Here is a 24,779-nt window from a genome sequence, read left to right on the forward strand (position 1 = left end):
TTAAAAACGTGCTTTTAACTGCTCCAGCTCTTGTATCACTCGTCCAAGTACACCATTAACAAATTTGCCTGACTCTTCGGTACCAAAGTGCTTGGACAGTTCGATGGCTTCATTGACTGCCACCTTGGCCGGAACATCCTCACGGAAAATCATTTCATATACGGCAAGTCTTAATATTTGACGATCCACACGTGAAAGTCTGCTGATCTGCCAGCCTTTAAGATAATCCACCAACAGCCCGTCAATGGCTTCCTTGTGCTCCCACGTACCGCGCACATGCTCCAAAACGTACGTTCTCAACGCTGCTGCGTTTTTGATAACAACTTCCGCTTCGTTCTCCTCAGCGGCTTCCTGAAGCAACATATCTACCGCTGCTGCTGCATCCACTTCATTCATTTCCATATGGTACATGCTTTGTACCGCTAATTCCCTCGCCAGACGTCTTTTCATGCCCTGCCTCCTACGCTTGCCTGTATCTATTTTTCATTTTAACCATTTTCACAAAAAAACCTGTGAACGCATCTCCAAAACGTTGGGCGCAAAGAAGCTACAGCTCTATTTTGGAGAACACGTATCACAGGGTTCATTTAAAAGGACGCCAACGCTGCGACAGCCAGTCACTCCATTCCTTCCAAGGGAGGAGGGAACCGAGCTCTGAATCACTACGCCTTCCTAGCGTATATCCGATGAACACCATCAATGCAAAGAACAACATATTCCAAAAGCCTGCCCACAAATAAATAAAACCAAAAAAAATCCCGGCCGTGATCCCCGTGATCCGGCCCTTGTAACTTCCCCATATTTCTTTCCAGGGCATCAGGGAAAATCACCTCTATTCCACACGACTCTTAAAGCTTGGTGACTGAGAAACATTGGCGATGTACACGGACACATTGGACACAGGAATACCTGTAATTTCCTCCACATGATTGTGTACCCCCTTTTGTACCTCGGAGGTTAACGCCGGAATGGAGCTTTCCCCGTCCACAACCGCCCGAATCGTAATATCAAGTCCCGATTCCAGCACGCGAACGCGTGCCTTCAAATCCTGCATCCCACGAAATCGGGATGATGCTTTGAGACACAGATTTTCAATGGTGTCCACCGAAATCTGAATGTCGCCGTATTCCGTTCGTTGATCAATCGAATGCTGCACGGATTGATTCCGGCGAATAGAGATATAAAAAACCCGGAGACTCAATAGCAGCAGGACACCTGCAATAATCAAGCTGGCAAACCATACGACTCGCTCGTCCTCAATACTTAAAGCATACGGAATGGCCCCGCTTAGCAGGAGGATGGCGAGAATGGAAATAATTCCGATACTCAAGCTGTACAAGAACAGCAGAAGTCTGTCCATAACTTTGGCCACGAAACGCACAGCCTCCTTAAATTAGAGTAAACCCTCGACCCAATAGGGTCGGGGGTTTGTACAAAGTATCGCTCTATTTAACCCGTCCGGCGCCCAGAACTTCCGGCTCTTCTACTTTTTCGGCACTTTTGAATTGAACATCATGAATTTGCACGTTCACTTCAACAACGTTAAGACCTGTCATGGTTTCAATGGAACGCTTAACATTATGCTGAATAGCAGCAGCCACCTCAGGCAGACGGTTACCATACTCAATAATGACAGAGACGTCTACGGCCGCTTCACGCTGTCCGACTTCGACTTTTACACCTTTGGATAAATTTTTGCGGCCCAGCAGCTCGGCAAACCCGCCTGCAAATCCGCCACTCATTCCCGCTACGCCTGGTACCTCAACGGTAGCCAGTCCGGCAATAACTTCAATAACTTCCGGGGCAATTTGAATCTCCCCAATTTCTGTACGTTCGAATTCGGTTGGCACTGTGCTCATACCTTCAACACCTTTCGGTCAAAATAAGTTTCATTCCAGCTTTGGATATCAAAGCAGACATGCTCACTTATTATCCATACTATATCATTTGGCGTTCATTATGACAATCTGAGGAAATATACCGATTAAACTTCGTTTTCCTCCAAAAATTTAATATCAAAATCGCCTTTAATAAAGGTCGGATGCTCCAGCAAACGCTGATGAAAAGAAATCGTTGTTGGGATACCCTCAACGGCAAACTCAGCCAAAGCCCGCTTCATTTTGGCAATCGCATCCTGCCGTGTAGGTGCCCATACAATCAGTTTGGCGATCATGGAGTCATAATAAGGAGGAATGCTGTAACCAGGATAAGCTGCGCTGTCTACGCGCACCCCAGGACCGCCTGGCGGCAGATAAAATCCGATTTTACCCGGTGCAGGCATAAAATTGCGATCCGGGTCCTCGGCATTAATACGGCACTCTATCGCCCATCCATTGATAGCAACATCCTCTTGTGTAAAGGACAGGGAATGCCCTTCAGCGACCGAAATCATTTCCTTAATCAGATCTACTCCGGTCACCATCTCCGTGACAGGATGCTCTACCTGAATACGTGTATTCATTTCCATAAAATAAAATTTATTGTCCGGACTCAGCAAAAATTCCAGCGTGCCCGCACCAGAGTATTGCACAGCCAAAGCTGCGCGAACAGCTGCCTGCCCCATTTCTTCACGAACATCCGGTGAAAGTACAGGACATGGTGCTTCCTCTAATAGCTTCTGACGGCGGCGCTGTACAGAGCAGTCGCGTTCACCCAAATGCACGACATTACCGTGCTTGTCCGCTATGATCTGAATTTCCACGTGCTTCATACCGGTCAAATATTTTTCCAGGTACACACCCGCATTGCCAAACGCTTTTTGCGCTTCCTGCTGGGCCGTAGTAATTTGCTGAATGAGGTTATCCTCATCCTCAGCAATACGAATCCCCTTACCGCCGCCACCTGCAGTGGCCTTGATAATTACCGGATAACCGATATCGCGTGCAATGCTAATCGCATCCTGCAAATCCTCGACCAGCCCGTCTGAACCCGGAATAACCGGAACTCCGGCATCCTTCATCGTCTGCTTGGCTACGGCCTTGTCTCCCATTTTGTTAATCGCTTCAGGAGAAGGACCAATGAACGTAATATTGCACGATTCGCAAATTTCAGCGAAGTCGGCATTTTCAGCCAAAAATCCGTAACCTGGATGAATGGCATCACATTCAGTCAATGTAGCAACACTCATCAGATTCGTAAAATTCAGGTAGCTGTCCTTGGACAGCGTCGGCCCAATACAGTAAGCCTCATCTGCGAGACGCACATGTAAAGAATCCTTGTCGGCTTCCGAGTATACGGCAACCGTTGAAATATTCATTTCGCGACAAGCGCGAATGATACGAACCGCAATTTCTCCACGATTCGCGATCAATACTTTTTGAAATGTCATGACTTTATCCTCCCTAGGAGCAGTCCTGCTGAACCCTCAAAAACGGGCCCAAGCAAGCTTCTTACTCCGGTTTCACAAGGAACAATGGCTGGCCATACTCGACCAGTTGTCCGTTTTCGGCCAAAATTTCCACAATTTCGCCCTTCACTTCAGCTTCCAGCTCGTTCATCAGTTTCATCGCTTCAATGATACATACCGTTGTTTTATCGCCTACTTTGCTGCCGATACTCACAAACGGAGCCGCATCCGGGGATGAAGAACTATAGAAAGTGCCTACCATCGGAGATACGATTTTATGTAGATTACTTGCATATTCCTTGGTTTCCCCAGCAGTTGCATGTCCAGCCTCGAACTGTACTTGTGGATTCGGAATAGCAGCTTGCGGTGCGACTGTATAAGCAGGTGCTGTCACAGGTGCCTGTACTGTAACAATCTCGCTTTTGCCCGGTTTGCGGATCAACAGGCGAGTTCCTTCATTTTCAATTTCAAGCTCATGTACAGACGTTTCATCCACCAGCTTGATCAATTCCTTAATCTCACTTAATTTAAACATCTCTATTAATCACTCCTTCAGCATTTTGCCAGTTGCTGATACATTGTTGAAACAGCTTTATGTATTATATCACAATCATTAAAAATAGAAAGAGCCCGGGATTATGCAGAAATCCGGGCTTTTTCGCGATTTTTGTCTTATTGTGTAACATACTGCACACTGATTTTGTCCTGCGTTACATTCAGTTCTTTCATGACTTTATCAACAATGGTTACTGCTTGTTTGGCGTCCAATTTTTCACTCAGAACGACTACTTTGTATTTATCAGCATCTTCCTCACGCACAACCGCATTGGCAAACTGCTGTTGAAGCTCTTCTTCAATTCCGGTAATTTTAGCCTGTTTATCTTCCAGCACATGTAATTCCTTTTGCGCCTCTGCGGCTTTCTTTGGTGTACTATCGTTCATTGCCGTTGTTAGCTCGTCATTTTTCTTTTGATTTTCCACATCCCGTTCCAGCAAATAGTTATCAATTACAGCCGCTGCTGTAGGTTTGGCCTCTTGCTCCGTGGCTACCTGATCAAGTACCTGCTGGTCGGTTTTGGCGGTAGAGGTTGTTTTATCGTCACTTTTTGCGGTTGTGTCCGTCTTGGCCGCAGTAGTATTTGGATCAGATGCAGTCGCCTGAGTGGTACTGTTAGCTACCGTATCCTTATCACCCTTTGAGGTTTCTGTTCCTGTGTCCGACTTCGTAGAAGAAGCTGCTGCATCACCAGTGACTTCTCCATTGGTCACTACTTCATTCACTTTTAGCTCATTCAATTGCTCTTCTGCCTTCGAAGCTGCTTCCTGTGCTGTATCTTGTTTATTCTTGCTCACTTGCTCACTGTCTGCCACTGGCGGGTTGGCCGGGCTTGAATCCTCCGTAAACAAATAATACGCAGACAGCACGACCATCAAACTCAGCATGGACACCAGCCAAACGGTTTGTCTTTTATTATTCATGTTCCGTCCTCCATATTCATTAATGGTTTAAAATATTAACTACTTCCCATTTAAGTCCCATATTATCCCTGCTTGCGCGGTACAACTGAGATTTTGTAGGAAGGTACGTTAAGTCCCTTTTGTACAGCATCAATAATGAGCTGCTTCACCGTAGGGTTTTCTGCCCCCATGGCCACAACAAGCACTCCCCTCACCTGCGGCTTTACCTTTTTGGTAACAATCGGGGTGTGCTGACCTCCTGACGATTCATAGGTGACAATCTCTCCATCGCGTGTATATTGGGTGGTATGCCGTTGGCCGCCATTAGCGTCCGTTTCGTTATTTTCTTCCTGCATATCCTTCACATTACGCTGAACGATAACCTCTTCGGTGGAGTCTACGGTAACCATGACATCGACCGTTCCCACGCCTACAATCTGCTCCAGCATCTGCTTCATGTTGTCCTCAAAAGCCTTCTCAATCCCGGCAAAAGAACTCTCTTCCCCTGCCGTTGTCTCTAGAGCAGGTTCATTTTTCATCATGCCGGGCGGTTCACGCCCTACGTTTTCCGGGTCCACCTTTTTCACATTCACGAACGAATTAAACAGCATTATTGCTACACCGATCAGACCTAGAATAAGTAGCCAGCGAAATGAATTGAACCTCTTGGCTCCCTCCTCCCCTCCCCCCATCCATTTCTCCAGCTTTTTCATCCATTTGCCCATTTCTGCTCACCTCCTGTTACCATTCATGTGTCCCGTTCTGTGAAAGAAGCACCTGAATATTTTTGCTGTCGATCCCCCATTTTTCGCGTAGTAATTCTGTGATTAAACCAACAGCTTGTGTATTCGTTGCCGTTGCGTCTTTAGCGCTTTCGGTAGGATTCCGGGCATTCGCTTGCGTACCTTCAGCTTGATTGGAAGCATTTGAAGGTGTTGGCTCTACGTGGATTTGGACCGTTTTTTCAGCAACAGGCTCTACCATAATGGGTTTGGTGTCTGCACCAGGCAGGACGTTCGTGCTTTTCTTTTCATTTTCTGTTTGCTGCTCCGCTAATTTAACCACAACCGACTGTATGCCTGTTCCAGTCTTTAATCCCGATTCCTTCTGTTCGATCTGTGCGAGGGTAACTTGAACCGACTGAATGGGCAAGCGGGTATACTGCTCCAACTGGGCTTTCATTTCCTTGGCTACCTCTTTGCCGGCCCATTGCATGGAGCTCTGCTCCTGCTGTTGCTTCAGCTTGTTGCCTTTTGCTAAAATTTCCTCCAATGTCGGTTCCCTCTGCCCCATCTCCGCCTGACGTTGGAGATCAAATGCTTGCCCCAAAATCTCCGAGGGACTGGTACTCAACAGGCGCACGACCGGAGAAAGCAGCGTCAGCAGAATAAGCAGACTGAGCACGAGCTTGACATACCTTTCCATAGATCGGCTCGGTAAGATCATATCGACAAAAGAAGCCAGCAGCACAATCAGCACCAGTTCCTTGAGCCAGCCTCCCAGCCAGGTCACGTCACTCCCCCTCCCTCCCGTTAGACTGCATGCATTCGTTCACCTCATCATGACCGTCATATTGCCTGCAGCGAGCATCACAGTAATCGCCAGGAAGGACATTAATCCTACAGCTGCCAATGCCGCGAAAACATAAATCATACTCTTGCCAATGGCATCCAGACATTCCACAATAGGTGTATCTCCCAAAGGCTGCATGATCGCTGCAGTCACTTTATAAATGAGAGCTAGCGTCAGAATCTTGAGTGCAGGAAAGGCGCACAGGAACAAAATAATAATGACTCCTACGAGGCCAATGGCATTCTTAACGAGCAGCGATGCTGAAATGACCGTATCAGTCGCATCTGCCAATGCCTTGCCTACCACCGGAACAAAGCTGCCTGTAATATATTTAGCTGTGCGGATCGTTAATCCATCCGTAACCGACGATGTCAAGCCCTGTACCGAAATGACCCCTAGAAAAATGCTCAGAAGCACTCCCAGCACCGCTACTCCAGCGTTCCGCAGCAGATCGGCTAACTGGGTCAGCTTGTATTTGCCCGTCAGCGAGTTGACCAGGTACAGCACGGCCGAGAAGAAGAGCAGCGGGAAAACCAGCGTATGAATGACTGTCCCGACCGTGTTGATCATAAAAATGATCAGTGGATGGGTGACTGAAACCGTTACGACGTTACCCATGGAGGCCAACATGGTAAACAACAGGGGCAACATCGCCATCATGAAGTGAATCATGCTGTCAATGGCTTCTTTGGCATAACCAATGGCGACACTAAAACTGTTAATCGCCAGGATGATAATGACCATGTACACGATTGCATAGGCGACTTTACTGACCTGCTTGCTTTCAAAAGCACTTTGCAGCGTTTCCAGCACCATACTCATAATGCTGAGCATAACAATGGTGACGAGCAGTTTGGCATTTACCCGGATTTCATGAATGAAAAAATCAGCGATAGCGCTCAGTACACTCTTAATGCTAAATCCTTCACCGCCCGGAAGAAGCATGTCCATGAAAGAAGGCGTCTTCTGATCAGGGAAAAATCCGCCATATTGCTGCATTAGCCCATCCCAATAGTGTTCAACCTCATCTTTTGGCATTTGCTCCGCCTGTTGCCTGATCCATTCGTTGGTAGGTGTATCTGCAAAGAGGATCGCAGCCGAGGCGGACCAGAGACATAGCAGCAAAATCGCAATTACTTTGAGATTCGGCATGCCCCCCAGCCTTTTCATGGCATCACCCCCTCAGGCGGGCATCAGCTTCAGAATCGTGTCAATAATAATGCTGATAATCGGGATAGCAAGCACCATAATGAGAACCTTTCCCGTAAGCTCAATTTTGGAGGCAATGCCGTCCTGTCCCGCATCCCGAACGATCTGCGCTCCAAATTCGGCGATATAAGCAATTCCGATAATTTTCAGTACGGTTTTAAAATAAATCATGTCCATACCTGAAGATCTGGCCAACCGCTCAAGCACGCCAACTACGGATCCGATCTTGCCAATCAGCAGCAAGAAAATAACGATTCCTGCAACGGTTGCAATTAAAAAGGCAAACATCGGCTTCTGTTCCTTTATGACCAAAATAAGAACTGTGGCAATGAGCGCAAATCCCACCACCTGAATGATTTCCATGTATCCACCTACTGAAAAAGAAAGATTGATTTGATCTCTTGCAGAAGGTTATCCAGCATTCGCACCACCATGAACAGCACCACAACGAATCCGATAACCGTTACCCAATGGGCCATATCTTCCTTGCCCATTTGCTTAAGTACGGTATGGATCATGGCGATGATAATGCCGATTCCAGCAATCTGGAAGATCGCGTTCACTTCTAAATTCATTCGAGCACCCCGCTAATAGATCAAAATGACGATCAATGCTCCGATCAGCAGTCCCAGGCTTCTGCTCATGCGCTCGTATCTCACCTGATCCGCCTGCGCCTGCGCTTCTTCATGGGATAGCTGTTGGATAGTTAGCGCAATATGCTTGATCTGGTCTTCACGGTCGCTGGTTCCGAGGCTGTAAGCAAGCTGCCGCATCGCCTCCTTCTCGGCCTGCTGCATAGAGGAACGGCTCCACGAATCTTCAATCGCTTTATGCAAGCTTTCTCTGGCGGTCATGCCAAAAGAGGGATGCATCCAGCGTGAGGCTTGCTTAAACAAGGTTCGCAGCGGCTCCCGCAGCGGCTCCCCCGTCTTGGCGAAAGCATCCGGCAGCGGAGAAACCCCGTAGGAAACCTCCGTGGTCAGTCTTTGCAGCGCGAGAATCAGCTCCCTGATCTGCCGCGGCCTCATCGCAAACTGCCTTGCCCGCTGCCAGCCTGCCAGCGTAGCAGCCAGTATAACCAACGCGGCTCCCAGCAGCTTAAGCATAGGATATGCCCCCGTTCTGCCCATCTACAGGCAGTGTCAGCCGACGCTGCTTGGCATCTGCCAGCCGGAAGGAGACGCCCCGGCTCGTCCTCTCCAGCATGACATAGAGCTGAAATAGCTCCTGCCCTGTAGTTAGCCCGGCCAAAGCAGAGCGGGTCGCCATTTCAGCTACATCGCGGCCATGTGCTGAGGCAATGACTGCGATGCCCGCATGAAGCGCTTCACGCACCGCCTCGGCATCCTCAGGTCGCCCGATTTCATCGACAATAAGCACATCCGGTGACATCGAGCGAATCATCATCATCATGCCTTCTGCTTTCGGACATCCGTCCAACACATCGGTGCGAGGTCCGACATCAAAACCGGGGATACCCTTGTGACTGCCAGCAATCTCGGAACGCTCGTCTATAATGCCTACCTTGAGTCCATTTCGTCGTCCCCCATTACTTCCTACTCCTCCGTAGCTTAGCTGCCTAGCCAAGTCCCTGAGCAGAGTCGTTTTGCCATGCTGAGGAGGGGATAAGATGAGGGTATGCCGGATTTTCCCGAACTTTTGATCCGCTACATAAGGCAATATCCGATCAGCTATACCGGGAATTGCCCGGGCAATTCTTACATTAAAGCTGCTTATGTCCCTCAAATGCTCCACTCGTCCCCTGCTAAGCACGGTTCTTCCCGCCAGCCCAATGCGATGACCGCCGGGGATCGTAATAAAGCCTTTGCGTAGCTCCTCTTCCATGGTATACAGGGAATGATTGCTGATAAAATCCAGCAAACGGTGGGCATCCTCCCGGTTAGGCTTATAGGCTTCCACATGGTTCAAAGTCAGTCGACCCGCGGACGTTACAAAATGGTGTTCACCATTTGTGTTAATTTCCAGCGGCCTTCCTTCCCGGACACGAATTTCTTCCAGTTGCTTAAATACCGTTTCTGGAAGCTTTCCGAGTATACCGTGCAACGGTTCGGGAAATAACTCCAGCCATTCCATACCGATGCCGCCCCCTCACAGTTGTCCTTTTTCTTTAAGACAAGTCTATGGCTGACTCTCGCTTTTTATGCCGAAAATATATCGAATACCTAGTCGGAAATTTCACCGCTTCTATCAGTACTTAACAGCCCTCTCCATCACTTGCTCAAGCTCCGTTGCTTCATTTCCAAAAATAAAAAAAGAGCACCTCAAAGCCTTGTCGGCAAAGGGATACCCTTGGGCAGAAAAGATAGATTTACAGCCAAAAGAGGCTGCCTCACAGTCAGACTCAGACTGCTGGACAACCTCTTAACCTATCACAATGTTCTATGATTATAAAACTATAAATATGAAACGTATAATACACTGTGCCTGTGCACAGTAGTTTTCTTAACGACGATCCTTCGGTCCACCCACAAATGCTTGCTCCTCTGTATCCAGGTTGTATGCTGTGTGCAGCGCCTGAATAACCTCGTGAAGCTTACCAGCCTCAATGACACACGATACTTTAATTTCGGATGTGCTTACCATTTTAATACTAACGCCTTGCTCTGCCAATACAGAGAACATTTGCGCCGCAACCCCTGGATGACTAACCATGCCTGCGCCTACAATGGATACTTTCACCAGGTTTTCCTCAGACGTCACTTCACGGTATGGAATCTCTTCGCGAATACCTTCCAGCGTCTTCAGCGCTGCTTCACGGTCCGTTAGAGCTACTGTAAAGGAGAAGTCCGCTTTACCAGCTTCAACCCCGCTCTGTACAATAATATCCACATCAATTTTAGCTGCCGCCAGTGTTCCGAATACTTTTGCCAGTACACCAGGGATATCGGCGACGCCCAAAATGCTGATTCTTGCTACATTTTTATCATATGCAATCCCACTGACTACAACGCCCTGCTCCATTACTGCATCCTCCTTTACGACCGTTCCTTCATTATGGTTAAAACTGGACCTCACAATCAATGGTACCCGATTATGTTTGGCATATTCTACCGCACGGGGATGCAACACAGCGGCACCCAGATTGGCTAATTCCAGCATTTCATCATACGAAATTTCTTTCAGCTTACGAGCAACCTTCACGATTCGGGGATCTGTAGAATAAATACCGTCTACATCTGTGTAAATTTCGCATGCATCGGCTTGGATCGCAGCCGCAAGCGCAACCGCCGTCGTATCAGAACCTCCACGTCCCAGTGTCGTTATATCTCCCTCGGCAGACATCCCCTGGAAACCGGCTACAACGACAATCTTGTTGCTGCTCAGTGCATCCAGCACACGCTGGGGCTGAATGTCCGTAATCCTTGCCCGACCAAAGTCAGATTCAGTACGGAAGCCAGCTTGCCATCCCGTAAACGATACCGCTTCGTGACCCAACTGCTGAATGGCCATTGACAACAAAGCAATCGAAATTTGCTCGCCTGTCGTCATCAGCATATCCAACTCACGTGCGGGCAACTGCTCATTCAGCAATTTGGCCTGGTCAATTAGTTCGTCTGTCGTGTCTCCCATTGCGGAAACGACCACTACACATTGATGCCCTTCACTCTGTTTCTCAACAACGCGTTTTGCCACGCGTTTCATGCGTTCCGTATCACCGACGGAACTGCCTCCGAATTTCATGACATACAAAGACAACGATATTCACTCCCTCAGACTCAACAGTATGTAACCTTGAGATGGCACAACCGACTCGAACGTGACATCCTGCGGCATAAACTTTAGTACAGTATAATACGAAAGTGCTATGTGGAGCCAATGTTTTTTAATCATAAGTCCTTATAAAAATATCCCCTGCCCTTAACTAGGACAGAGGATTCTAAAAACTGGGAAAATTATGCGCGAGACATGTATTTGCCGTCACGAGTATCAATTAACAATATGTCATCTTGGTTAATGAACAAAGGAACCTGAACATTCAGACCTGTTTCCAGTTTGGCATTTTTAGTAGCACCTGTAGCCGTATTACCTTTAATACCTGGTTCGGTTTCAACTACTTTAAGCTCAACGCTTGTAGGCAGGTTAATCCCCAGAATTTCTCCGTTATAGCTGACAATATTTACATTCATATTTTCTTTTAGGAAATTAAGTTCCCATTTCAGCTGATCGCTGGACAATGTGAACTGATCGTAAGTTTCGTTGTCCATGAATGTATGATCATCTGCACTTGCATAGAGGTAAGATACACCACGATTTTCGATTTGGGCACGACCAATCGTCTCACCCGCACGGAATGTACGTTCAACGGTGTTGCCGTTACGCAAGTTTTTCAGCTTGGAGCGTACGAACGCTGCACCTTTACCCGGTTTTACGTGTTGGAAGTCCAGCACCGTAAAGATATCTCCGTCTACCTCGACGGTCAAACCTGTTTTAAAATCATTAACATTAATCACTAAAATACCCCTCCTACAGGACTGTTATCGTTATTAAACGACTGTAAATTCTTTGCTTGAATGTGTTAATACTTTGATGCCGTTATCTGTAATAACGATATCATCCTCAATTCGCACGCCGCCCAATCCTGGTACATAAATACCTGGCTCGACCGTTACAACCATGCCCGCCTCCAGAATATCATCACTGGCCTTCGACAGACGTGTGGATTCATGAACTTCCATACCCAGACCATGGCCTGTACTATGTCCGAAATTGTCTCCATAGCCATGACTTGCAATGATATCGCGGGTCAGCGCATCCGCTTCACGGCCCGTCATGCCAGGCTTAATATGTTCCAGTGCGTGAAGCTGCGCTTTGAGCACAATATCATAGATTTCACGCAGCTGAGGCGCCAAATCCCCTTGTGTAGCTACTGTACGAGTCAGATCGGAACAGTAGCCATCCAGCAATGCGCCAAAGTCAAACGTAATCAGCTCGCCTGCTTGTACCAACTTGGCACTGGCTACCCCATGAGGCAATGCGGAACGAACCCCGGATGCCACAATCGTGTCAAATGAAGAAGACGTAGCTCCTTGCTTGCGCATAAAAAATTCCATTTCCAGATCCAGCTCACGCTCGCTGACACCCGGTTTGATGTAAGGTAAAATATGTGCAAATGTGGCGTCTGCCAAATCCGCTGCCCGCTGCATCACTTCCAGCTCTTCTGCATCCTTGTACACTCGCAACTTCTCCACAATACCTGACACCGGAACCAGCGTAAGAGGCGACAAGTTTTCGCTGTAAGCTTTATGCGTAGCAACAGATACATCGTCTTGCTCGAAGCCTGTTTCACTGATCTGATGGGAGGACAGCAGCTCTTTCACTGTTTCCATGACCTGCGCAGCGTGCTGCACCACCGTAAACCCTTCAGCTTGTTCGGTCGCCTGCGTCATATAACGAAAGTCGGTTAGCAGGTAGCTATGGGATTCCGTAATCAGCACATATCCGGCCGAACCTGTGAAGCCTGTCAAATATCGGCGGTTGACAGGGCTAGTAATCAGCATAGCACGCAGATCATGCTCACTCAGCGCCTGCCGCAGCTTTAACACCCGGTCATTCTTCATCTTTCATTCCGCTCCCCTCTGTCAAATAACCAAATGCTATTTTAACACAGGGGATAGGTGCTTGAGAAGTTTTTGTTACGTTCAGTCCCCGGCTTTCTCAGGCTCGCGCATTCTTTCATCCGTATACTCCACAGCAACCGTGTAGCCAATAAACAACCCCCACAGCAAAAACACGCAAACTTCCGTATATATAGAATTCCATGTTAGCCGATTAGGAGGATTCATCATCCCAAGCTTGGGACCCGTTAATACAAATAAAATAACCCACCAGACCAGACCGTAGACAATGCCAGGCATAGGTCCCTTAAATCGGCGAAACATCAGTGTGTATATTAATGACGCTATAACGGATAATGCGATAAAAAACAGCAAGCCTACCAGATGGCCCGCTGTTGTTTTCATGAACGAATGCTTGAAAAACGGCTCTGCCAGAAAACCGGGCGCTACCACCGTAAAGTGCAACGCATAAAACAGCCATCGTATCAATCCCCAGAGCAAACCTGCAAAAAAGGCGAGCTCAAGTGCAAAGGGAATGAGTGGTGTATGTATTTTACCTGACTGTTGTCTGTCCCTATTGCTGTTATTGTTATGATCGCGTTGGTCGTGTGATTCACGGGACTGCTCCTGACCATGCCCCACCTTAGGTACGGAGTAAGTTTCACTCATATCTTTTGTTCCCCTTTCATGATGCAATGCTTATTTCCACTAAAAAATACTTGTTGTGAAATGGAAAAGGCTTCATTTCCGTTGGATTCATGTATTCCTAATTTGCTAGGTAGTATGCTCCAAAGGAGTGGGTTTAACACTAAAACGTGGTGAGTTCTTGTTACATGGTGGGCTGGTGTGGTGGAGAATTGGTGATGACTTGTACTGCGCTCGTTGTGGCCGCTACGCGAACGGATCATTCTTCCGATCGCTGTTGCCTCGAACATGCTTCTCATAAAGGTTTAAAACACGATTTTACTCCCCCACTCAAAACAAATCGAGAGGCGGGTAGCAGCGGAAAGCTCGGAATCGTCTGAAGAAGCGCTAGCGTTCGCCTTTATTCACGGATTTTAACCTCTACATCTTGTATTCAATCCAGGGAATAACAGCCATCGGAAGGATGATCCGAGCTTGGAGCGCTCTATATTCCACCTATCCATTTGCCGCAACTAGATATTCCCTCCCAAATTCGATACAATATACAAAAAAGCACGTGTAAAGAGAGGTGAGACGGTTGTCACAAGCATCCAAGCCTGTAAGTTATGGTGGTCAGGCAGTTATTGAAGGTGTCATGTTCGGCGGCAAGCGTGTCAATGTCACGGCAGTTCGCCGCAAAACCGGCGAAATCACATATCTGGAAGTACCGCGCAAGGAACTATCCTGGGTATCCAAATTTCGTAAAATACCCTTGCTGCGGGGAATTGTAAGTATCATTGATTCCAGCGCCAAGGGTACCAAGCATTTGAATTATTCAGCCGATGCCTATGCAGATGATGAGCTCGACCCAGAAGAACGTGCGGAACAAAAGAAAAAAGAAGAATCCCGCTGGAGTCTTAGTATGATCATTGGTGTGGCGGCAGTCGGCATTTTATCCTTTTTGTTCGGTAAAATTGTATTAACCCTCGTTCCGGTTGTTGTAGAAGACTTCCTGTTTAAAAATCTATTTCATGAGCAAATATTGCATAACCTCGCTGAAGGAGCGATTAAGCTGATTTTGCTGCTGGCCTATTTATGGGGTATTTCCCAAACTCCATTGATCAAACGACTGTTTCAATATCATGGTGCAGAGCATAAAGTAATTACTGCATTTGAAGCAGGAGAAGAATTAACCCCGGCCAACGTGCAAAAATATAGCCGACTGCATTACCGTTGCGGAAGCAGCTTTATTATGCTCACTGTGATTATCGGGATACTCGTCTATTCCCTGTTTACGTATGATAATCTGTGGGAGCGTATGGGACAACGGCTTCTGCTGCTTCCGATTGTATTGGGCCTTTCTTTTGAATTTCTCAAGCTGACCAATGCCATGCGGGAAATTCCGGTACTTCGCTATTTGGGCTACCCCGGCCTGTGGCTGCAACTGCTGACTACCAAAGAACCGACTGATGATCAAGTAGAGGTATCCATTGCTTCTTTCAAGCGTATGCTTGAATTGGATGCTGAGTTGGAAAATGAACCTGCAAAGGAAACCTTCAACAGCCCGGTTCTTGATCCTGTGAAAGGATGAGTAAATGATGAACAGACATGCGGTTATTTTCTGGCTTACCCTTGCTTTAGGTGCATATGGAATTGTGGATATGGTATGGAAAGGAAGCTTGGGCTTTCTCATGAGCTTACTGATTCCCGTGTTTGTTTTTACAGTTATTTTTCTGCTATACAAATACTTGCCAGAACGACGAAGCAGTGTTCCCAAAATTAAGCCCTCTGCGCGTACGATGGCCAAGACAGCCAATTCACGCAAGCAGCAGACTCCGAGCAAGCGCAAGGCGTACCCTTTTCATGTCATTGAAGGTTCTAAGGGAAAAAATGAAGAGGAGCAGCCTAAGTATCATTAGTCAGGCAAAAATCATTTATGATGCAGTTAAAGGAGCCACCCCCGTGTGCATGAAAGTATGTCCGGGGAGAGGCTCCTTTTTTTCCTTCTAAATCTAATTCAGTTGTTAGGTAGTGACTATTTCATGGCGTACATTGTATTTTTCATCAATTGATACTTGCTGTACTGCTGTTGATAGGATGTGATGCTCCATTTGTGGAAAAAGGCTTCCCCTGCCTGCACACCGGAAGCATACAACAAATCACTCTGTTCAGGAGAAATGTTGAATTGCGCGGTGCGGATACCCAACGTTGGGATTTTGATTGTCCGGTACCGGTTCTCCTGCTCAATATATCGTTCATCGTGTGCCGATAGCATCGTGTCAAAAATAGCCTGCAGCATTGTCAATGGCCCCCGGATATAAGAAACCTTGGTTTCCGTCCCCGTTTTGCCCACCATCTGAAATCCTACCGTTGGAATCGTTTTTGCTTCACGTTCGTTCACAGGCTCATCAAACAGCCACAAAGGCAGATTGCTTAGCAAAGCTCCATCAACAACAAAAACAAATTGTTGGGAAAAGGTTTTCCCCTTGGCAAGTGCAGAATCAAGTCTTAACATCACCGGATCAAAAAAATAAGGGATACTTGTGCTCATTCGAATGGCCTTGGAGACCTCCAGCGAAGAGGGGGTGATCCCAAAGCGTTTGATATCCTCAGGCAGCACCAAAATGCGACCATTCGTGATGTCTGATGCAATAATACGCAGCTTGCCAGGGGGCAAATCTGCGAACGTACGCACTCCCTTGGCCCGCAATAGCTCACGCACCCAGTGCTCCAGTGCTTCCCCAGAGTAGAGCCCTTTTTTCAGAAAGATACGAGTAGCCGGTCCAATCCACTTAATGTTAAACACCGGAGAACGCCGCAACAACTTGACCAAGGGGGTTTTCTCTATCACGGCTTTCATTTCATCTGCTGAGTATCCAGCTGCCAATAAAGCAGCGACAATAGCCCCTGATGATGTACCGGCTACACGATTGAATACTATTCCATGCTCCTCCGCAGCCTTAACTGCACCTGCCAGCGATATACCCTTAACCCCTCCACCCTGGAACACAGCATTGATCAGCATAGATCAAAAAACCTCCGTTCTCTTGGGAGTAAGCAGTTCTACTGCTTATGTATGAGAACAGAGGCCTATATAGAACCTATTTGAACCAATTTTTATCACATTTGATAATAATTTTGAAGAAGTTGAATGAGTCCGTAAGGATTTTTGCGCAAATGCTGTGCACTAAAGTAAATATCCCCTTTGACCTGCTTATAATTTTCGTTCAGTTCAAGCTGCTTAATGAGCTCTTGAGCAGTTTGCCAGCCCTTTTCCGGGGTGCCGATTTTATATGGGGAGTGACCAATATACAGCTTAACATCTGAATTTTTGACCTCATTGGACCACCATGCGACAAGCTTGTCATAACCCGCCGCCGGGAACCCGATACTCCAGTAAATTTGTGGAGCTACATAATCAATCCAGCCTTTGTTGATCCAGGTCCGTACATCTGCAAAAGTCGTATCATATGCTGTAACGCCTGCCTTTGTGTCTGAACCGGTTAAGTCCTGAGACTTGTTGCGCCACACCCCGAAAGGACTAATTCCGAATTGAACCTTCGATTTGCTTGCATGAATGGTTTTGCCCAACTCTTGCACGAAACTGTTCACATTATCTCTTCGCCAGTCGCCCTTGTTCGAAATTTTGTTGGCGTTATATGCTTTGAAGGTCGCATCGTCATCAAAAGTTCCGCTGTAAGGGTAGAAATAATCGTCTAAATGAACGCCGTCAATGTCGTATCCGTTCACTACTTCCATAATCGCAGAAATGACGTGCTCACGTGCGGCAGGAATCCCCGGATTGATGTACAACTGGCTGCCATTCTTAACAATCCACTCTGGATGCTGGTTAGCTACATGGTTTGCAGCCAATCCGCTGGTTGTTCCTGTAGAGTTAGCGCGGAACGGGTTAAACCAGGCATGAAATTCCATCCCTCGCTTATGCGATTCGCTGATCATAAATTTTAAAGGATCATAGCCCGGATTTTTACCTTGCGTGTTCGTCAAATATTTACTCCACGGAACAAGACTGGATGGATAGAGCGCATCCCCACTGGCACGAACCTGTACAAACACCGCATTAATGCCCATGCCCTGCAAATCATCAAGCATTTTAGTAAACTCCTGCTTTTGCTTATCAGCACTACCTCGGGCCGCTGAAGAAGGCCAATCTCCATTAATCGTAGAAATCCATGCTCCGCGCATGGAAGTCGAAGCCTTCACTTGAACGACATTTCCGTTTGCAGAGCTTGAACTGTTCTCGGTCGTAGATGTAGACTGCGATGCAGGAATCACCTGCCCATCATCGCTGGCACCCTGGTTATTACTTTCACTTTCCTGATTGACAGATGCAGACGTATCTGGAGTAATGCTGTTTCCCGCAGAAGTCTCTCCACTTGTAGATACACCTTCTTTGCCACTGCTCAACGTGATAATACGCTTAGTTGCCTGCCAATCTACTTTTAAGCCCAATTCTTCCCCTACAAAACGCAGCGGAACCATGACTCTTCCACTCGTCATACGGGCAGATGCGTCCAATCGAACAGACTTACCATTCACGGTTGCGCTCTGTCCACCGTTCTCCATAGATATATTTTTCTCCTTCGCTGTAATCGTTACCGTACCGGATGATTCCAACCAATTCACCTGAGCGCCCAATCCCTCACTAATCACCCGCAAAGGAACCATCGTTACATTGGCTCCCTGTACAATATACGGTGCCGCATCACTTTGCAGAGACTGTCCGTCCAACATAATCTCAATATCTCCGTTTGGAGCCGCTTGAACTTCGGGCATAATGGCCGTCTGTACTGCCAAAAGTAAGCCAGCAGCCGATACCCCTATTTTCTTCCAATTCATTTTGCCACAATCCTCCGCTAACCCAGTTAATTTTAACCCCTATCTTGTCCTGCTATATAATGGATAGACGCTAATAACCGGACGTTTGTTGCGGCCTTTGCAAATAAAAAAAAGCATTGTCCGTAAGGACAGATGCTTTTTAGGAATCCCCACTCAATTCCTTGTGTATATCATGAAGCTGGCGCAAGCGATCCTCATCCCGACGGAAATATTCGACCAATGTTTCAATGCGGGTGATGGAATCCCAGCTCAAATGGTGCTCAATACCTTCCACGTCTTTATAAATCAGGTCCTTGTCAACCCCAATCATATCCAGAAACTGCTCCAATAGCTGGTGACGGTCTACTAACCTTTTTCCAACCTTTTTCCCTTTGGGCGTTAAAATCAGTCCCCGATATTTCTCATATACAAGATAATCGTCCTTATCCAGCTTCTGAATCATCTTGGTAACGGACGAAGGATGAACCTCCAGCCCCTCTGCGATATCCGAGACACGAGCGTACCCTTTCTCATCAATCAGCTGGTAAATGCGCTCCAAATAGTCTTCCATGCTTGGCGTTGGCACTTATTTCCCTCTTTTCTGTAATTGAACGGGCGCTACCGCCTTCATTTCCTGCGTTAAACCTACATATGTAATGATACATGTTATCATTGTCTATTGGCAAGTCTCCTACTACCCTGGCTCACAGCTATTGCCATGATTTGTTCAATTTAAGCCGGGCACACTAGTGATGTTGTCCTGTATCGTCTATCCTGCGACATGAGCTTGAGATGGAGCATGAGTCTTTAGTTTTATTCGGAAAGGAGCGTTATCCATGTCTACACTTGAACGTACTCCTGTCCAAAGCAGAGAAACCAGGACGTTCCTGCCTGATCTGGTGTTTTTTGAGCCAGACGCACTGAATTATCCCAAGGGCCAGCGTATTATGGATTGGGTAAAAGCCAAGGATATTCCGTATCGGATGACTACCTCTCACAACCGGATTACCAATTTACCGGGTGAAACTGAAGTTGAAAAGTACCGAATGGCCAAAAAAACTCTGGTCGTCGGTATTCGGAAAACGTTAACCTTTGATCAGTCCAAGCCTTCGGCCGAGTACGCTATCCCCATTTCGACGGGTTGCATGGGACACTGTCACTACTGTTATTTACAAACAACTTTGGGTGCAAAACCGTATATTCGCGTGTATGTCAATACCGACGATATTCTGAACGCAGCTAAAGCCTATATTGAAGAACGTGTCCCTGAAATCACCCGTTTTGAAGCAGCTTGTACCTCCGATCCTGTTGGTCTGGAGCATATCACCGGATCACTCGGGGACTTGATTCGTTTTATGGCAGATGAGGAATACGGCCGACTGCGTTTTGTTACTAAATATCATCATGTCGATCCTTTGCTGAATATAAAGCATAATGGTCATACCCGCATCCGTTTTAGCATTAATTCCGATTATGTTATTAAACAGTTTGAGCCTGCCACTTCACGTTTTGAGGAACGGATTGAAGCGGCGGGTAAAGTAGCTCAAGCAGGCTATCCACTGGGTTTCATTATTGCTCCTATCATCTGGTATGACGGCTGGGAAGAAGGCTATGGTGAGTTGCTGCGCAGACTGGGAGAAACTTTATCCCAGCATGCCACTACAGATTTGACATTTGAATTAATTCAGCATCGCTTTACCAAAACATCCAAAGCTGTTATTGAAAAACGTTACCCGAAAACCAAGCTCGAAATGGACATGGAGAAGCGCAAGAAAAAATGGGGTCGTTGGGGACAAAACAAATATGTTTATCCGGATGAACAGCAAAATGCACTGCGTGAGTTTATCACAGAGCGCATTTTTGAACATTTCCCATTAAGCCGTATTGAGTATTTCACATAATCAGCATCCAATCCGGGGTAATACGCTGTAAAAACAGCGTTATATCCGTCATATGATCGGTCACGAGCAAAATACCCGTGATAACAAGCAGTATGCCCCCTGTTTTGATAATGATTGAGGTATAACGAGAGGATAGCCGAACAGAACCTGCCAGCAAAGCCAAGGCAAAAAAAGGAATCGCAAATCCAAGCGCATAGCCTGTAATCAGCTTGAACCAGGTATGATGCTCAACTGCTGCCAAAGCGATAATAGCCGTCAGCATGGGACCTATACAGGGAGACCAGCCTGCCGCAAACCCAATTCCGATCATAAAGGAACCGGCATAACCGGCAGGCTTCCATGTCCAACGAAGCTTATGCTCCCTCATTAAGACCAAAGGACGCACCACACCAAGAGATATCAGACCCATGATTAAAATCAGCAGCCCTGCCAACACTCTAAGCGTATCCCCATAATTACCAAACCATTCTCCGAGCAGTCCGACGCTTGCACCGAGTGAATAGAAAACAACCGAAAAGCCCATTACAAAAGCAAGCGTGTGTCCCATTGTACGGTAACGCACCTCTGCCTTATGCCGTCCTTCAGCCAGTTCACGGGCCGACATCCCCGTCATATACGATATATAAGAGGGATACAGTGGCAAACAGCACGGTGAAAAAAAAGAAACCAGTCCGGCTATGATCGCCAATCCGGCGTTAACATCCGTCATATTCATGTCCTCCTACCTGTCTTAAGTAAACACGGTCAAACAAGCCCTATTTACTACAACATACGTGAGGAGGAAGTAAAATATGATGCTAGCCAAAAAGCGCAGGCCTCGGCATAAAGCCGCCCGGCCTGCGCTGTTAATTTCACTTCACAATTGCACCATTCGGCATACCTTCCGGTACAGTGGCCAACGTAAGCTGATCACCATACGATGCTGCCAAAATCATACCTTGCGACAGCTCTCCCCGAAGTTTTACAGGCTTAAGGTTGGTCACACAGATTACCTTGCGTCCAATGATATCCGCCGGTGTGTAAAACTTGGCAATTCCCGATACAACCTGACGCTGCTCATAACCGAGATCAAGCTGGAGCTTCAATAGCTTGTCAGCCTTCTTCACAGGCTCACAGGCAATGACCTGTGCGACTCGCAGTTCTACCTTGGCAAAATCCTCAATGCCAATCTCTTCCTTCGCCTCTGGTGCCTCCTGGCCTGCCTCAGTCGTATTTGGTGACTGAACTTGAGTTGTAGCTTCCTCCGGCTTCTTGCCTCCCGTCATGGCTTCCACAATGAAAGCAACCTCCTGCTCCGAGTCCAGACGCGGGAAAATCGGATTGCCTTTGACTAGCTGGGTTCCTTCTGGGATACGTCCATACTGCTTGCCACTATCCCATGTAGTCAGTTCACCCTCGCTGATACCGAGCTGTTCCCAAATTTTAAGGGGAGCTTGCGTCAGAAACGGTTGCAGCAAGATGGAAGCGATACGCAAGCTTTCTACCAAATGCACCATGACGGATGCCAATTCGCGGCGTTTGTTCTCATCCTTAGCCAAATTCCATGGTTGCGTCTCGTCAATATATTTGTTGCTGCGGCTAATAAATTGGCTAATCGCTGTCAATGCCACGGAAAACTCCATGTTTTCCATCGCTTCTTCTACTTTACTGTAAGTCGATGTTGCCATCTCTTCCAAAGCTCCGTCGAATGCTGTTACATTCGCTTCATAGGCTGGAACCTTCCCTTGAAAATATTTGTCAACCATTGCTACGGTACGATTCAACAAATTGCCCAGATCATTTGCCAGATCTGAATTCACCCGATCAACAAAGCTTTCAGGTGTGAAGGTTCCGTCTGCTCCGAAAGGCACCTCGCGCAGCAGGTAATACCGGAGCTGATCCAGACCATAACGATCAATCAACGTTACCGGGTCTACGACATTGCCTTTGGATTTCGACATTTTACCGTCTTTCATGAGCAGCCAGCCATGTGCAAATACCTTTTTGGGCAACGGAAGATCCAGTGCCATCAGCATGATCGGCCAATATATCGTGTGGAAGCGTACAATCTCTTTTCCTACGATGTGTACATTTGCAGGCCAAAATTTATCGTACAGCTCAGTATTAGCAGAGCCATACCCCAAGGCTGTAATATAATTCGAAAGCGCGTCAATCCACACGTATACGACATGCTTCGGATCACCCTTCACCTTAATGCCCCAGTCAAAGGTTGTGCGGGACACTGCCAGATCCTCCAGACCTGGCTTGATAAAGTTATTAATCATCTCTTTTTTACGGGATTCCGGCTGGATAAACTGCGGGTTCTCCTCATAAAATTTCAGCAACCGATCAGCATACTTGCTCATACGGAAAAAATAGCATTCTTCCTTGACCAACTCTACTGGGTGTCCACTATCCGGACTTTTTCCTCCAGCCACATTTCCATCAGCGTCCTTCACTACGTCAACCAGTTGAGTTTCAGTGTAGTAAGTCTCGTCAGGAATGCTGTACCAGCCCTCGTATTCTCCCTTGTAAATATCGCCTTGCTTCAGCAAACGGTCAAAAATGTCCTGTACAACTGTTTTGTGACGTTCTTCTGTGGTGCGGATAAAATCGTCATTGGAAATGTCGAGCTTACGCCACAGATCTTGAATACCTGCCACGATATCATCAACGAAACCTTGCGGTGTTTTACCGGCCGCGCTCGCCTTTTGCTCAATCTTCTGACCATGCTCATCCGTTCCTGTCAAATAACGAACCTCATAGCCCCGCAGCCGCTTGTAGCGAGCCATCGCATCACCCGCTACTGTCGTGTAGGCATGACCTATATGGAGCTTGTCACTGGGATAATAGATTGGTGTTGTAATATAAAACGTGTTCTCATTGGACATGTGTATTCCTCCTGTTTTGTTCATGGCATCCATTTCAGGCCTGTTGCTCCAATTCATGATTTCGACACAAATTGGCACAAAAAAGACCCCCGCCCCTATGGGACGAGAGTCACCTCACGCGTTACCACCCAAATTCCCTGTATCCTCGCAGACTACAGGCTTCACCGGTCACATCTGACCGCCCATTAACGCTGGATCACGCCTTTCCCTTACGATTGCCCCACGCTGTACTAAAAACGGTGGCAAATGCGCTTGAAAAAGGTTCCTCCAGGACCATATTCAGGCTTCACTCCAGACCGGTTTGCAGCTAACTCCGGCTCTCTGTACTGGATTCTTACCTTACTCATCCCTTCACAGGAAAACAATATTAACCAAAATATAACCAAATCCACGCAGCGATGTCAAGTCAGCCCCTTCCCAACACCTTATCATCACGGTCAACCAACCGGTCTTCACCGGATTTATCCAACCGCTTTTGGACAGGTGGAACCAAATCTACCCCCCCCGGATGAAAGGGATGGCACTTGGCTATACGCTTGGCGGCTAGCCATGAGCCTTTAAGCGCACCATGCACCTCTACCGCCTCCAACGCGTACGCCGAGCATGTTGGATAAAATCGGCAGGTAGCCGGCTTTAATGGTGAAATATAGGAACGATAAAACTTAATCGGAGCCTGAACCACTCTGCGTATGGTGATTTTCACTTTAATAGCCCCCGTGGCTGTGAGTGTGACTGCTCGTCTGGCTGAATCCTCCATCAGAATTACTCTTATTATGCCCGTTTTTTTGTTGGCAATCTTTGCAATAACCGAAAATTTCAAATTTGTGCTCAACGATTTGGAACTGATCCGTTGTATCCGTCATCTGCATTGGGCAAAAAGAAATCGGTAAAGTTTTTTGACAGTTCAAACAAATCATATGATGGTGATGATGGTGCTCATTACAGCTTACCTTGAACTTCATTCCATCCTCAAAAGATACCTGCTCAAGTACACCCAACTCCTGCATTACACGCAGATTACGATAAACCGTATCAAAGCTGAGTCCACTATATTTTTTACCCATATATTCATAAACGTCTTTGGGAGACAAATACCCTTCATTCTCGGAAAATAACGTGGCCAGCGTCTTGCGCTGATCTGTAATACGCAGCCCCTGAGCGGACATTGTTGAGATGATTTCATCCTTTGTCAGCATGCGTTTCACCCTCCCCTGTCTGTAGTTTCAGGCTTTCTGATGCAGGCTTAGGCTTGCATCTATTTATTATACCACGATTAAAGTCAATATTATAAGAGGTATTCACACCTGCAAACAAGAAAAAGACGCCCTCCATGACTGCAAACGATCCGCAGCAGGAGAACGTCTATATTCTGCAAGTGATATCT

Annotated in this window: 28 protein-coding genes and 1 other annotated feature; of the genes, 3 read left to right on the forward strand and 25 right to left on the reverse strand. The window is 47.1% G+C overall.

The window, feature by feature from the left end; genetic code table 11:
• The 18 genes from nusB to GCU48_RS00405 all read right to left on the reverse strand — a co-directional run bounded on the left by nusB (position 1) and on the right by GCU48_RS00405 (position 13,830).
• Positions 1-450, reverse strand: a complete 450-nt coding sequence (nusB, locus tag GCU48_RS00320) for a transcription antitermination factor NusB (protein WP_025715891.1) — start codon at positions 448-450, stop codon at positions 1-3.
• A 133-nt stretch (positions 451-583) separates the two neighbouring features.
• Positions 584-817 (reverse strand): DUF2273 domain-containing protein, encoded by a 234-nt coding sequence (locus GCU48_RS00325; RefSeq protein WP_152378671.1) that lies wholly within the window; start codon positions 815-817, stop codon positions 584-586.
• 15 nt (positions 818-832) lie between these two features.
• Positions 833-1,372, reverse strand: a complete 540-nt coding sequence (gene amaP, locus GCU48_RS00330) for an alkaline shock response membrane anchor protein AmaP (RefSeq protein ID WP_152378672.1) — start codon at positions 1,370-1,372, stop codon at positions 833-835.
• Between the two features lie 73 nt (positions 1,373-1,445).
• Positions 1,446-1,859, reverse strand: coding sequence for an Asp23/Gls24 family envelope stress response protein (locus GCU48_RS00335; RefSeq protein WP_007430927.1), 414 nt, complete (start codon positions 1,857-1,859; stop codon positions 1,446-1,448).
• Positions 1,860-1,984: 125 nt separating this feature from the next.
• A complete protein-coding gene (gene accC, locus GCU48_RS00340; RefSeq protein WP_152378673.1) occupies positions 1,985-3,328 on the reverse strand; it encodes an acetyl-CoA carboxylase biotin carboxylase subunit in 1,344 nt (447 codons plus the stop codon).
• Positions 3,329-3,389: 61 nt separating this feature from the next.
• Positions 3,390-3,881 (reverse strand): acetyl-CoA carboxylase biotin carboxyl carrier protein, encoded by a 492-nt coding sequence (accB, locus tag GCU48_RS00345; protein ID WP_152378674.1) that lies wholly within the window; start codon positions 3,879-3,881, stop codon positions 3,390-3,392.
• Between the two features lie 137 nt (positions 3,882-4,018).
• Positions 4,019-4,825: a SpoIIIAH-like family protein gene (locus GCU48_RS00350; RefSeq protein ID WP_152378675.1), complete on the reverse strand. Its 807-nt coding sequence runs from the start codon at positions 4,823-4,825 to the stop codon at positions 4,019-4,021.
• Between the two features lie 62 nt (positions 4,826-4,887).
• Positions 4,888-5,529 carry a stage III sporulation protein AG gene (spoIIIAG, locus tag GCU48_RS00355; protein ID WP_152378676.1) on the reverse strand — a complete coding sequence of 214 codons (642 nt, stop codon included), beginning with the start codon at positions 5,527-5,529 and terminating at the stop codon, positions 4,888-4,890.
• A 16-nt stretch (positions 5,530-5,545) separates the two neighbouring features.
• Positions 5,546-6,316 carry a stage III sporulation protein AF gene (spoIIIAF, locus tag GCU48_RS00360; protein ID WP_152378677.1) on the reverse strand — a complete coding sequence of 257 codons (771 nt, stop codon included), beginning with the start codon at positions 6,314-6,316 and terminating at the stop codon, positions 5,546-5,548.
• A 39-nt stretch (positions 6,317-6,355) separates the two neighbouring features.
• Positions 6,356-7,546 carry a stage III sporulation protein AE gene (gene spoIIIAE / locus GCU48_RS00365; RefSeq protein WP_152378678.1) on the reverse strand — a complete coding sequence of 397 codons (1,191 nt, stop codon included), beginning with the start codon at positions 7,544-7,546 and terminating at the stop codon, positions 6,356-6,358.
• Between the two features lie 12 nt (positions 7,547-7,558).
• Positions 7,559-7,948 carry a stage III sporulation protein AD gene (gene spoIIIAD, locus GCU48_RS00370; protein WP_025715900.1) on the reverse strand — a complete coding sequence of 130 codons (390 nt, stop codon included), beginning with the start codon at positions 7,946-7,948 and terminating at the stop codon, positions 7,559-7,561.
• A gap of 8 nt (positions 7,949-7,956) precedes the next feature.
• Entirely contained in the window at positions 7,957-8,160 is a 204-nt protein-coding gene (gene spoIIIAC, locus GCU48_RS00375) for a stage III sporulation protein AC (protein ID WP_010345636.1), read from the reverse strand.
• A gap of 12 nt (positions 8,161-8,172) precedes the next feature.
• Positions 8,173-8,691, reverse strand: a complete 519-nt coding sequence (gene spoIIIAB / locus GCU48_RS00380) for a stage III sporulation protein SpoIIIAB (protein ID WP_025715901.1) — start codon at positions 8,689-8,691, stop codon at positions 8,173-8,175.
• The gene (gene spoIIIAA / locus GCU48_RS00385) at positions 8,684-9,679 is read right to left on the reverse strand and encodes a stage III sporulation protein AA (RefSeq protein WP_152378679.1); all 996 of its coding nucleotides are present in this window, start codon (positions 9,677-9,679) and stop codon (positions 8,684-8,686) included. Before spoIIIAA ends, spoIIIAB begins: the two co-directional genes overlap by 8 nt.
• Before the next feature lie 369 nt (positions 9,680-10,048).
• Positions 10,049-11,302, reverse strand: coding sequence for an aspartate kinase (locus tag GCU48_RS00390; RefSeq protein WP_152378680.1), 1,254 nt, complete (start codon positions 11,300-11,302; stop codon positions 10,049-10,051).
• A 197-nt stretch (positions 11,303-11,499) separates the two neighbouring features.
• Positions 11,500-12,057: an elongation factor P gene (gene efp / locus GCU48_RS00395; RefSeq protein WP_007430939.1), complete on the reverse strand. Its 558-nt coding sequence runs from the start codon at positions 12,055-12,057 to the stop codon at positions 11,500-11,502.
• Between the two features lie 33 nt (positions 12,058-12,090).
• A complete protein-coding gene (locus tag GCU48_RS00400) occupies positions 12,091-13,164 on the reverse strand; it encodes a M24 family metallopeptidase (protein WP_152378681.1) in 1,074 nt (357 codons plus the stop codon).
• Between the two features lie 81 nt (positions 13,165-13,245).
• On the reverse strand, positions 13,246-13,830 hold the full coding sequence (locus GCU48_RS00405) for a YqhR family membrane protein (RefSeq protein ID WP_025720328.1): 585 nt from the start codon (positions 13,828-13,830) through the stop codon (positions 13,246-13,248).
• 553 nt (positions 13,831-14,383) lie between these two features.
• On the opposite strand from GCU48_RS00405, the gene GCU48_RS00410 reads away from it, so the two are divergent.
• Positions 14,384-15,376: a DUF1385 domain-containing protein gene (locus GCU48_RS00410; RefSeq protein WP_025720330.1), complete on the forward strand. Its 993-nt coding sequence runs from the start codon at positions 14,384-14,386 to the stop codon at positions 15,374-15,376.
• A 7-nt stretch (positions 15,377-15,383) separates the two neighbouring features.
• Positions 15,384-15,704 carry a hypothetical protein gene (locus tag GCU48_RS00415; protein WP_152382061.1) on the forward strand — a complete coding sequence of 107 codons (321 nt, stop codon included), beginning with the start codon at positions 15,384-15,386 and terminating at the stop codon, positions 15,702-15,704.
• A 116-nt stretch (positions 15,705-15,820) separates the two neighbouring features.
• Here GCU48_RS00415 and GCU48_RS00420 read toward each other — a convergent pair whose 3' ends face one another.
• From GCU48_RS00420 to mntR, 3 genes are all read right to left on the reverse strand, one after another.
• The gene (locus GCU48_RS00420) at positions 15,821-16,810 is read right to left on the reverse strand and encodes a patatin-like phospholipase family protein (protein WP_152378682.1); all 990 of its coding nucleotides are present in this window, start codon (positions 16,808-16,810) and stop codon (positions 15,821-15,823) included.
• 95 nt (positions 16,811-16,905) lie between these two features.
• Positions 16,906-18,645 carry a family 10 glycosylhydrolase gene (locus tag GCU48_RS00425; RefSeq protein WP_152378683.1) on the reverse strand — a complete coding sequence of 580 codons (1,740 nt, stop codon included), beginning with the start codon at positions 18,643-18,645 and terminating at the stop codon, positions 16,906-16,908.
• A 139-nt stretch (positions 18,646-18,784) separates the two neighbouring features.
• Positions 18,785-19,210: a transcriptional regulator MntR gene (gene mntR, locus GCU48_RS00430; RefSeq protein WP_007430946.1), complete on the reverse strand. Its 426-nt coding sequence runs from the start codon at positions 19,208-19,210 to the stop codon at positions 18,785-18,787.
• A gap of 250 nt (positions 19,211-19,460) precedes the next feature.
• Here mntR and splB point away from each other — a divergent pair, with 250 nt between their 5' ends.
• Entirely contained in the window at positions 19,461-20,525 is a 1,065-nt protein-coding gene (splB, locus tag GCU48_RS00435; protein WP_152378684.1) for a spore photoproduct lyase, read from the forward strand.
• On the opposite strand, the gene GCU48_RS00440 is transcribed toward splB, so the two are convergent.
• From GCU48_RS00440 to GCU48_RS00455, 4 genes are all read right to left on the reverse strand, one after another.
• Complete coding sequence (locus GCU48_RS00440; protein WP_152378685.1) at positions 20,518-21,234, reverse strand: cytochrome c biogenesis CcdA family protein; 717 nt, start codon at positions 21,232-21,234, stop codon at positions 20,518-20,520. The two genes, splB and GCU48_RS00440, sit on opposite strands and share 8 nt — an antisense overlap.
• A gap of 142 nt (positions 21,235-21,376) precedes the next feature.
• Positions 21,377-23,395, reverse strand: coding sequence for a methionine--tRNA ligase (gene metG / locus GCU48_RS00445; protein WP_152378686.1), 2,019 nt, complete (start codon positions 23,393-23,395; stop codon positions 21,377-21,379).
• 95 nt (positions 23,396-23,490) lie between these two features.
• Positions 23,491-23,759: a binding site (T-box leader), on the reverse strand.
• A 42-nt stretch (positions 23,760-23,801) separates the two neighbouring features.
• Positions 23,802-24,098 (reverse strand): membrane protein insertion efficiency factor YidD, encoded by a 297-nt coding sequence (yidD, locus tag GCU48_RS00450; protein WP_025720343.1) that lies wholly within the window; start codon positions 24,096-24,098, stop codon positions 23,802-23,804.
• A 1-nt stretch (position 24,099) separates the two neighbouring features.
• Positions 24,100-24,591 (reverse strand): Fur family transcriptional regulator, encoded by a 492-nt coding sequence (locus tag GCU48_RS00455; RefSeq protein WP_152378687.1) that lies wholly within the window; start codon positions 24,589-24,591, stop codon positions 24,100-24,102.
• Positions 24,592-24,779 lie beyond the last annotated feature (188 nt).

Source organism: Paenibacillus brasilensis, from assembly GCF_009363115.1.
Lineage (GTDB): Bacteria > Bacillota > Bacilli > Paenibacillales > Paenibacillaceae > Paenibacillus > Paenibacillus brasilensis.

Excerpts from the sequence above, each read along its gene's own strand:
- GCU48_RS00400 (WP_152378681.1), bottom strand. The coding sequence starts at position 13,164 with ATGAAGAATGACCGGGTGTTAAAGCTGCGGCAGGCGCTGAGTGAGCAT.
- GCU48_RS00325 (WP_152378671.1), bottom strand. The coding sequence starts at position 817 with ATGCCCTGGAAAGAAATATGGGGAAGTTACAAGGGCCGGATCACGGGG.
- spoIIIAC (WP_010345636.1), bottom strand. The coding sequence starts at position 8,160 with ATGAATTTAGAAGTGAACGCGATCTTCCAGATTGCTGGAATCGGCATT.
- GCU48_RS00455 (WP_152378687.1), bottom strand. The coding sequence starts at position 24,591 with ATGCTGACAAAGGATGAAATCATCTCAACAATGTCCGCTCAGGGGCTG.
- accC (WP_152378673.1), bottom strand. The coding sequence starts at position 3,328 with ATGACATTTCAAAAAGTATTGATCGCGAATCGTGGAGAAATTGCGGTT.
- spoIIIAB (WP_025715901.1), bottom strand. The coding sequence starts at position 8,691 with ATGCTTAAGCTGCTGGGAGCCGCGTTGGTTATACTGGCTGCTACGCTG.
- splB (WP_152378684.1), top strand. The coding sequence starts at position 19,461 with ATGTCTACACTTGAACGTACTCCTGTCCAAAGCAGAGAAACCAGGACG.
- GCU48_RS00335 (WP_007430927.1), bottom strand. The coding sequence starts at position 1,859 with ATGAGCACAGTGCCAACCGAATTCGAACGTACAGAAATTGGGGAGATT.
- GCU48_RS00350 (WP_152378675.1), bottom strand. The coding sequence starts at position 4,825 with ATGAATAATAAAAGACAAACCGTTTGGCTGGTGTCCATGCTGAGTTTG.
- spoIIIAG (WP_152378676.1), bottom strand. The coding sequence starts at position 5,529 with ATGGGCAAATGGATGAAAAAGCTGGAGAAATGGATGGGGGGAGGGGAG.
- nusB (WP_025715891.1), bottom strand. The coding sequence starts at position 450 with ATGAAAAGACGTCTGGCGAGGGAATTAGCGGTACAAAGCATGTACCAT.
- GCU48_RS00425 (WP_152378683.1), bottom strand. The coding sequence starts at position 18,645 with ATGAATTGGAAGAAAATAGGGGTATCGGCTGCTGGCTTACTTTTGGCA.
- GCU48_RS00420 (WP_152378682.1), bottom strand. The coding sequence starts at position 16,810 with ATGCTGATCAATGCTGTGTTCCAGGGTGGAGGGGTTAAGGGTATATCG.
- accB (WP_152378674.1), bottom strand. The coding sequence starts at position 3,881 with ATGTTTAAATTAAGTGAGATTAAGGAATTGATCAAGCTGGTGGATGAA.
- spoIIIAA (WP_152378679.1), bottom strand. The coding sequence starts at position 9,679 with ATGGAATGGCTGGAGTTATTTCCCGAACCGTTGCACGGTATACTCGGA.
- spoIIIAD (WP_025715900.1), bottom strand. The coding sequence starts at position 7,948 with ATGGAAATCATTCAGGTGGTGGGATTTGCGCTCATTGCCACAGTTCTT.
- GCU48_RS00405 (WP_025720328.1), bottom strand. The coding sequence starts at position 13,830 with ATGAGTGAAACTTACTCCGTACCTAAGGTGGGGCATGGTCAGGAGCAG.
- GCU48_RS00440 (WP_152378685.1), bottom strand. The coding sequence starts at position 21,234 with ATGACGGATGTTAACGCCGGATTGGCGATCATAGCCGGACTGGTTTCT.
- spoIIIAE (WP_152378678.1), bottom strand. The coding sequence starts at position 7,546 with ATGAAAAGGCTGGGGGGCATGCCGAATCTCAAAGTAATTGCGATTTTG.
- GCU48_RS00415 (WP_152382061.1), top strand. The coding sequence starts at position 15,384 with ATGAACAGACATGCGGTTATTTTCTGGCTTACCCTTGCTTTAGGTGCA.
- metG (WP_152378686.1), bottom strand. The coding sequence starts at position 23,395 with ATGTCCAATGAGAACACGTTTTATATTACAACACCAATCTATTATCCC.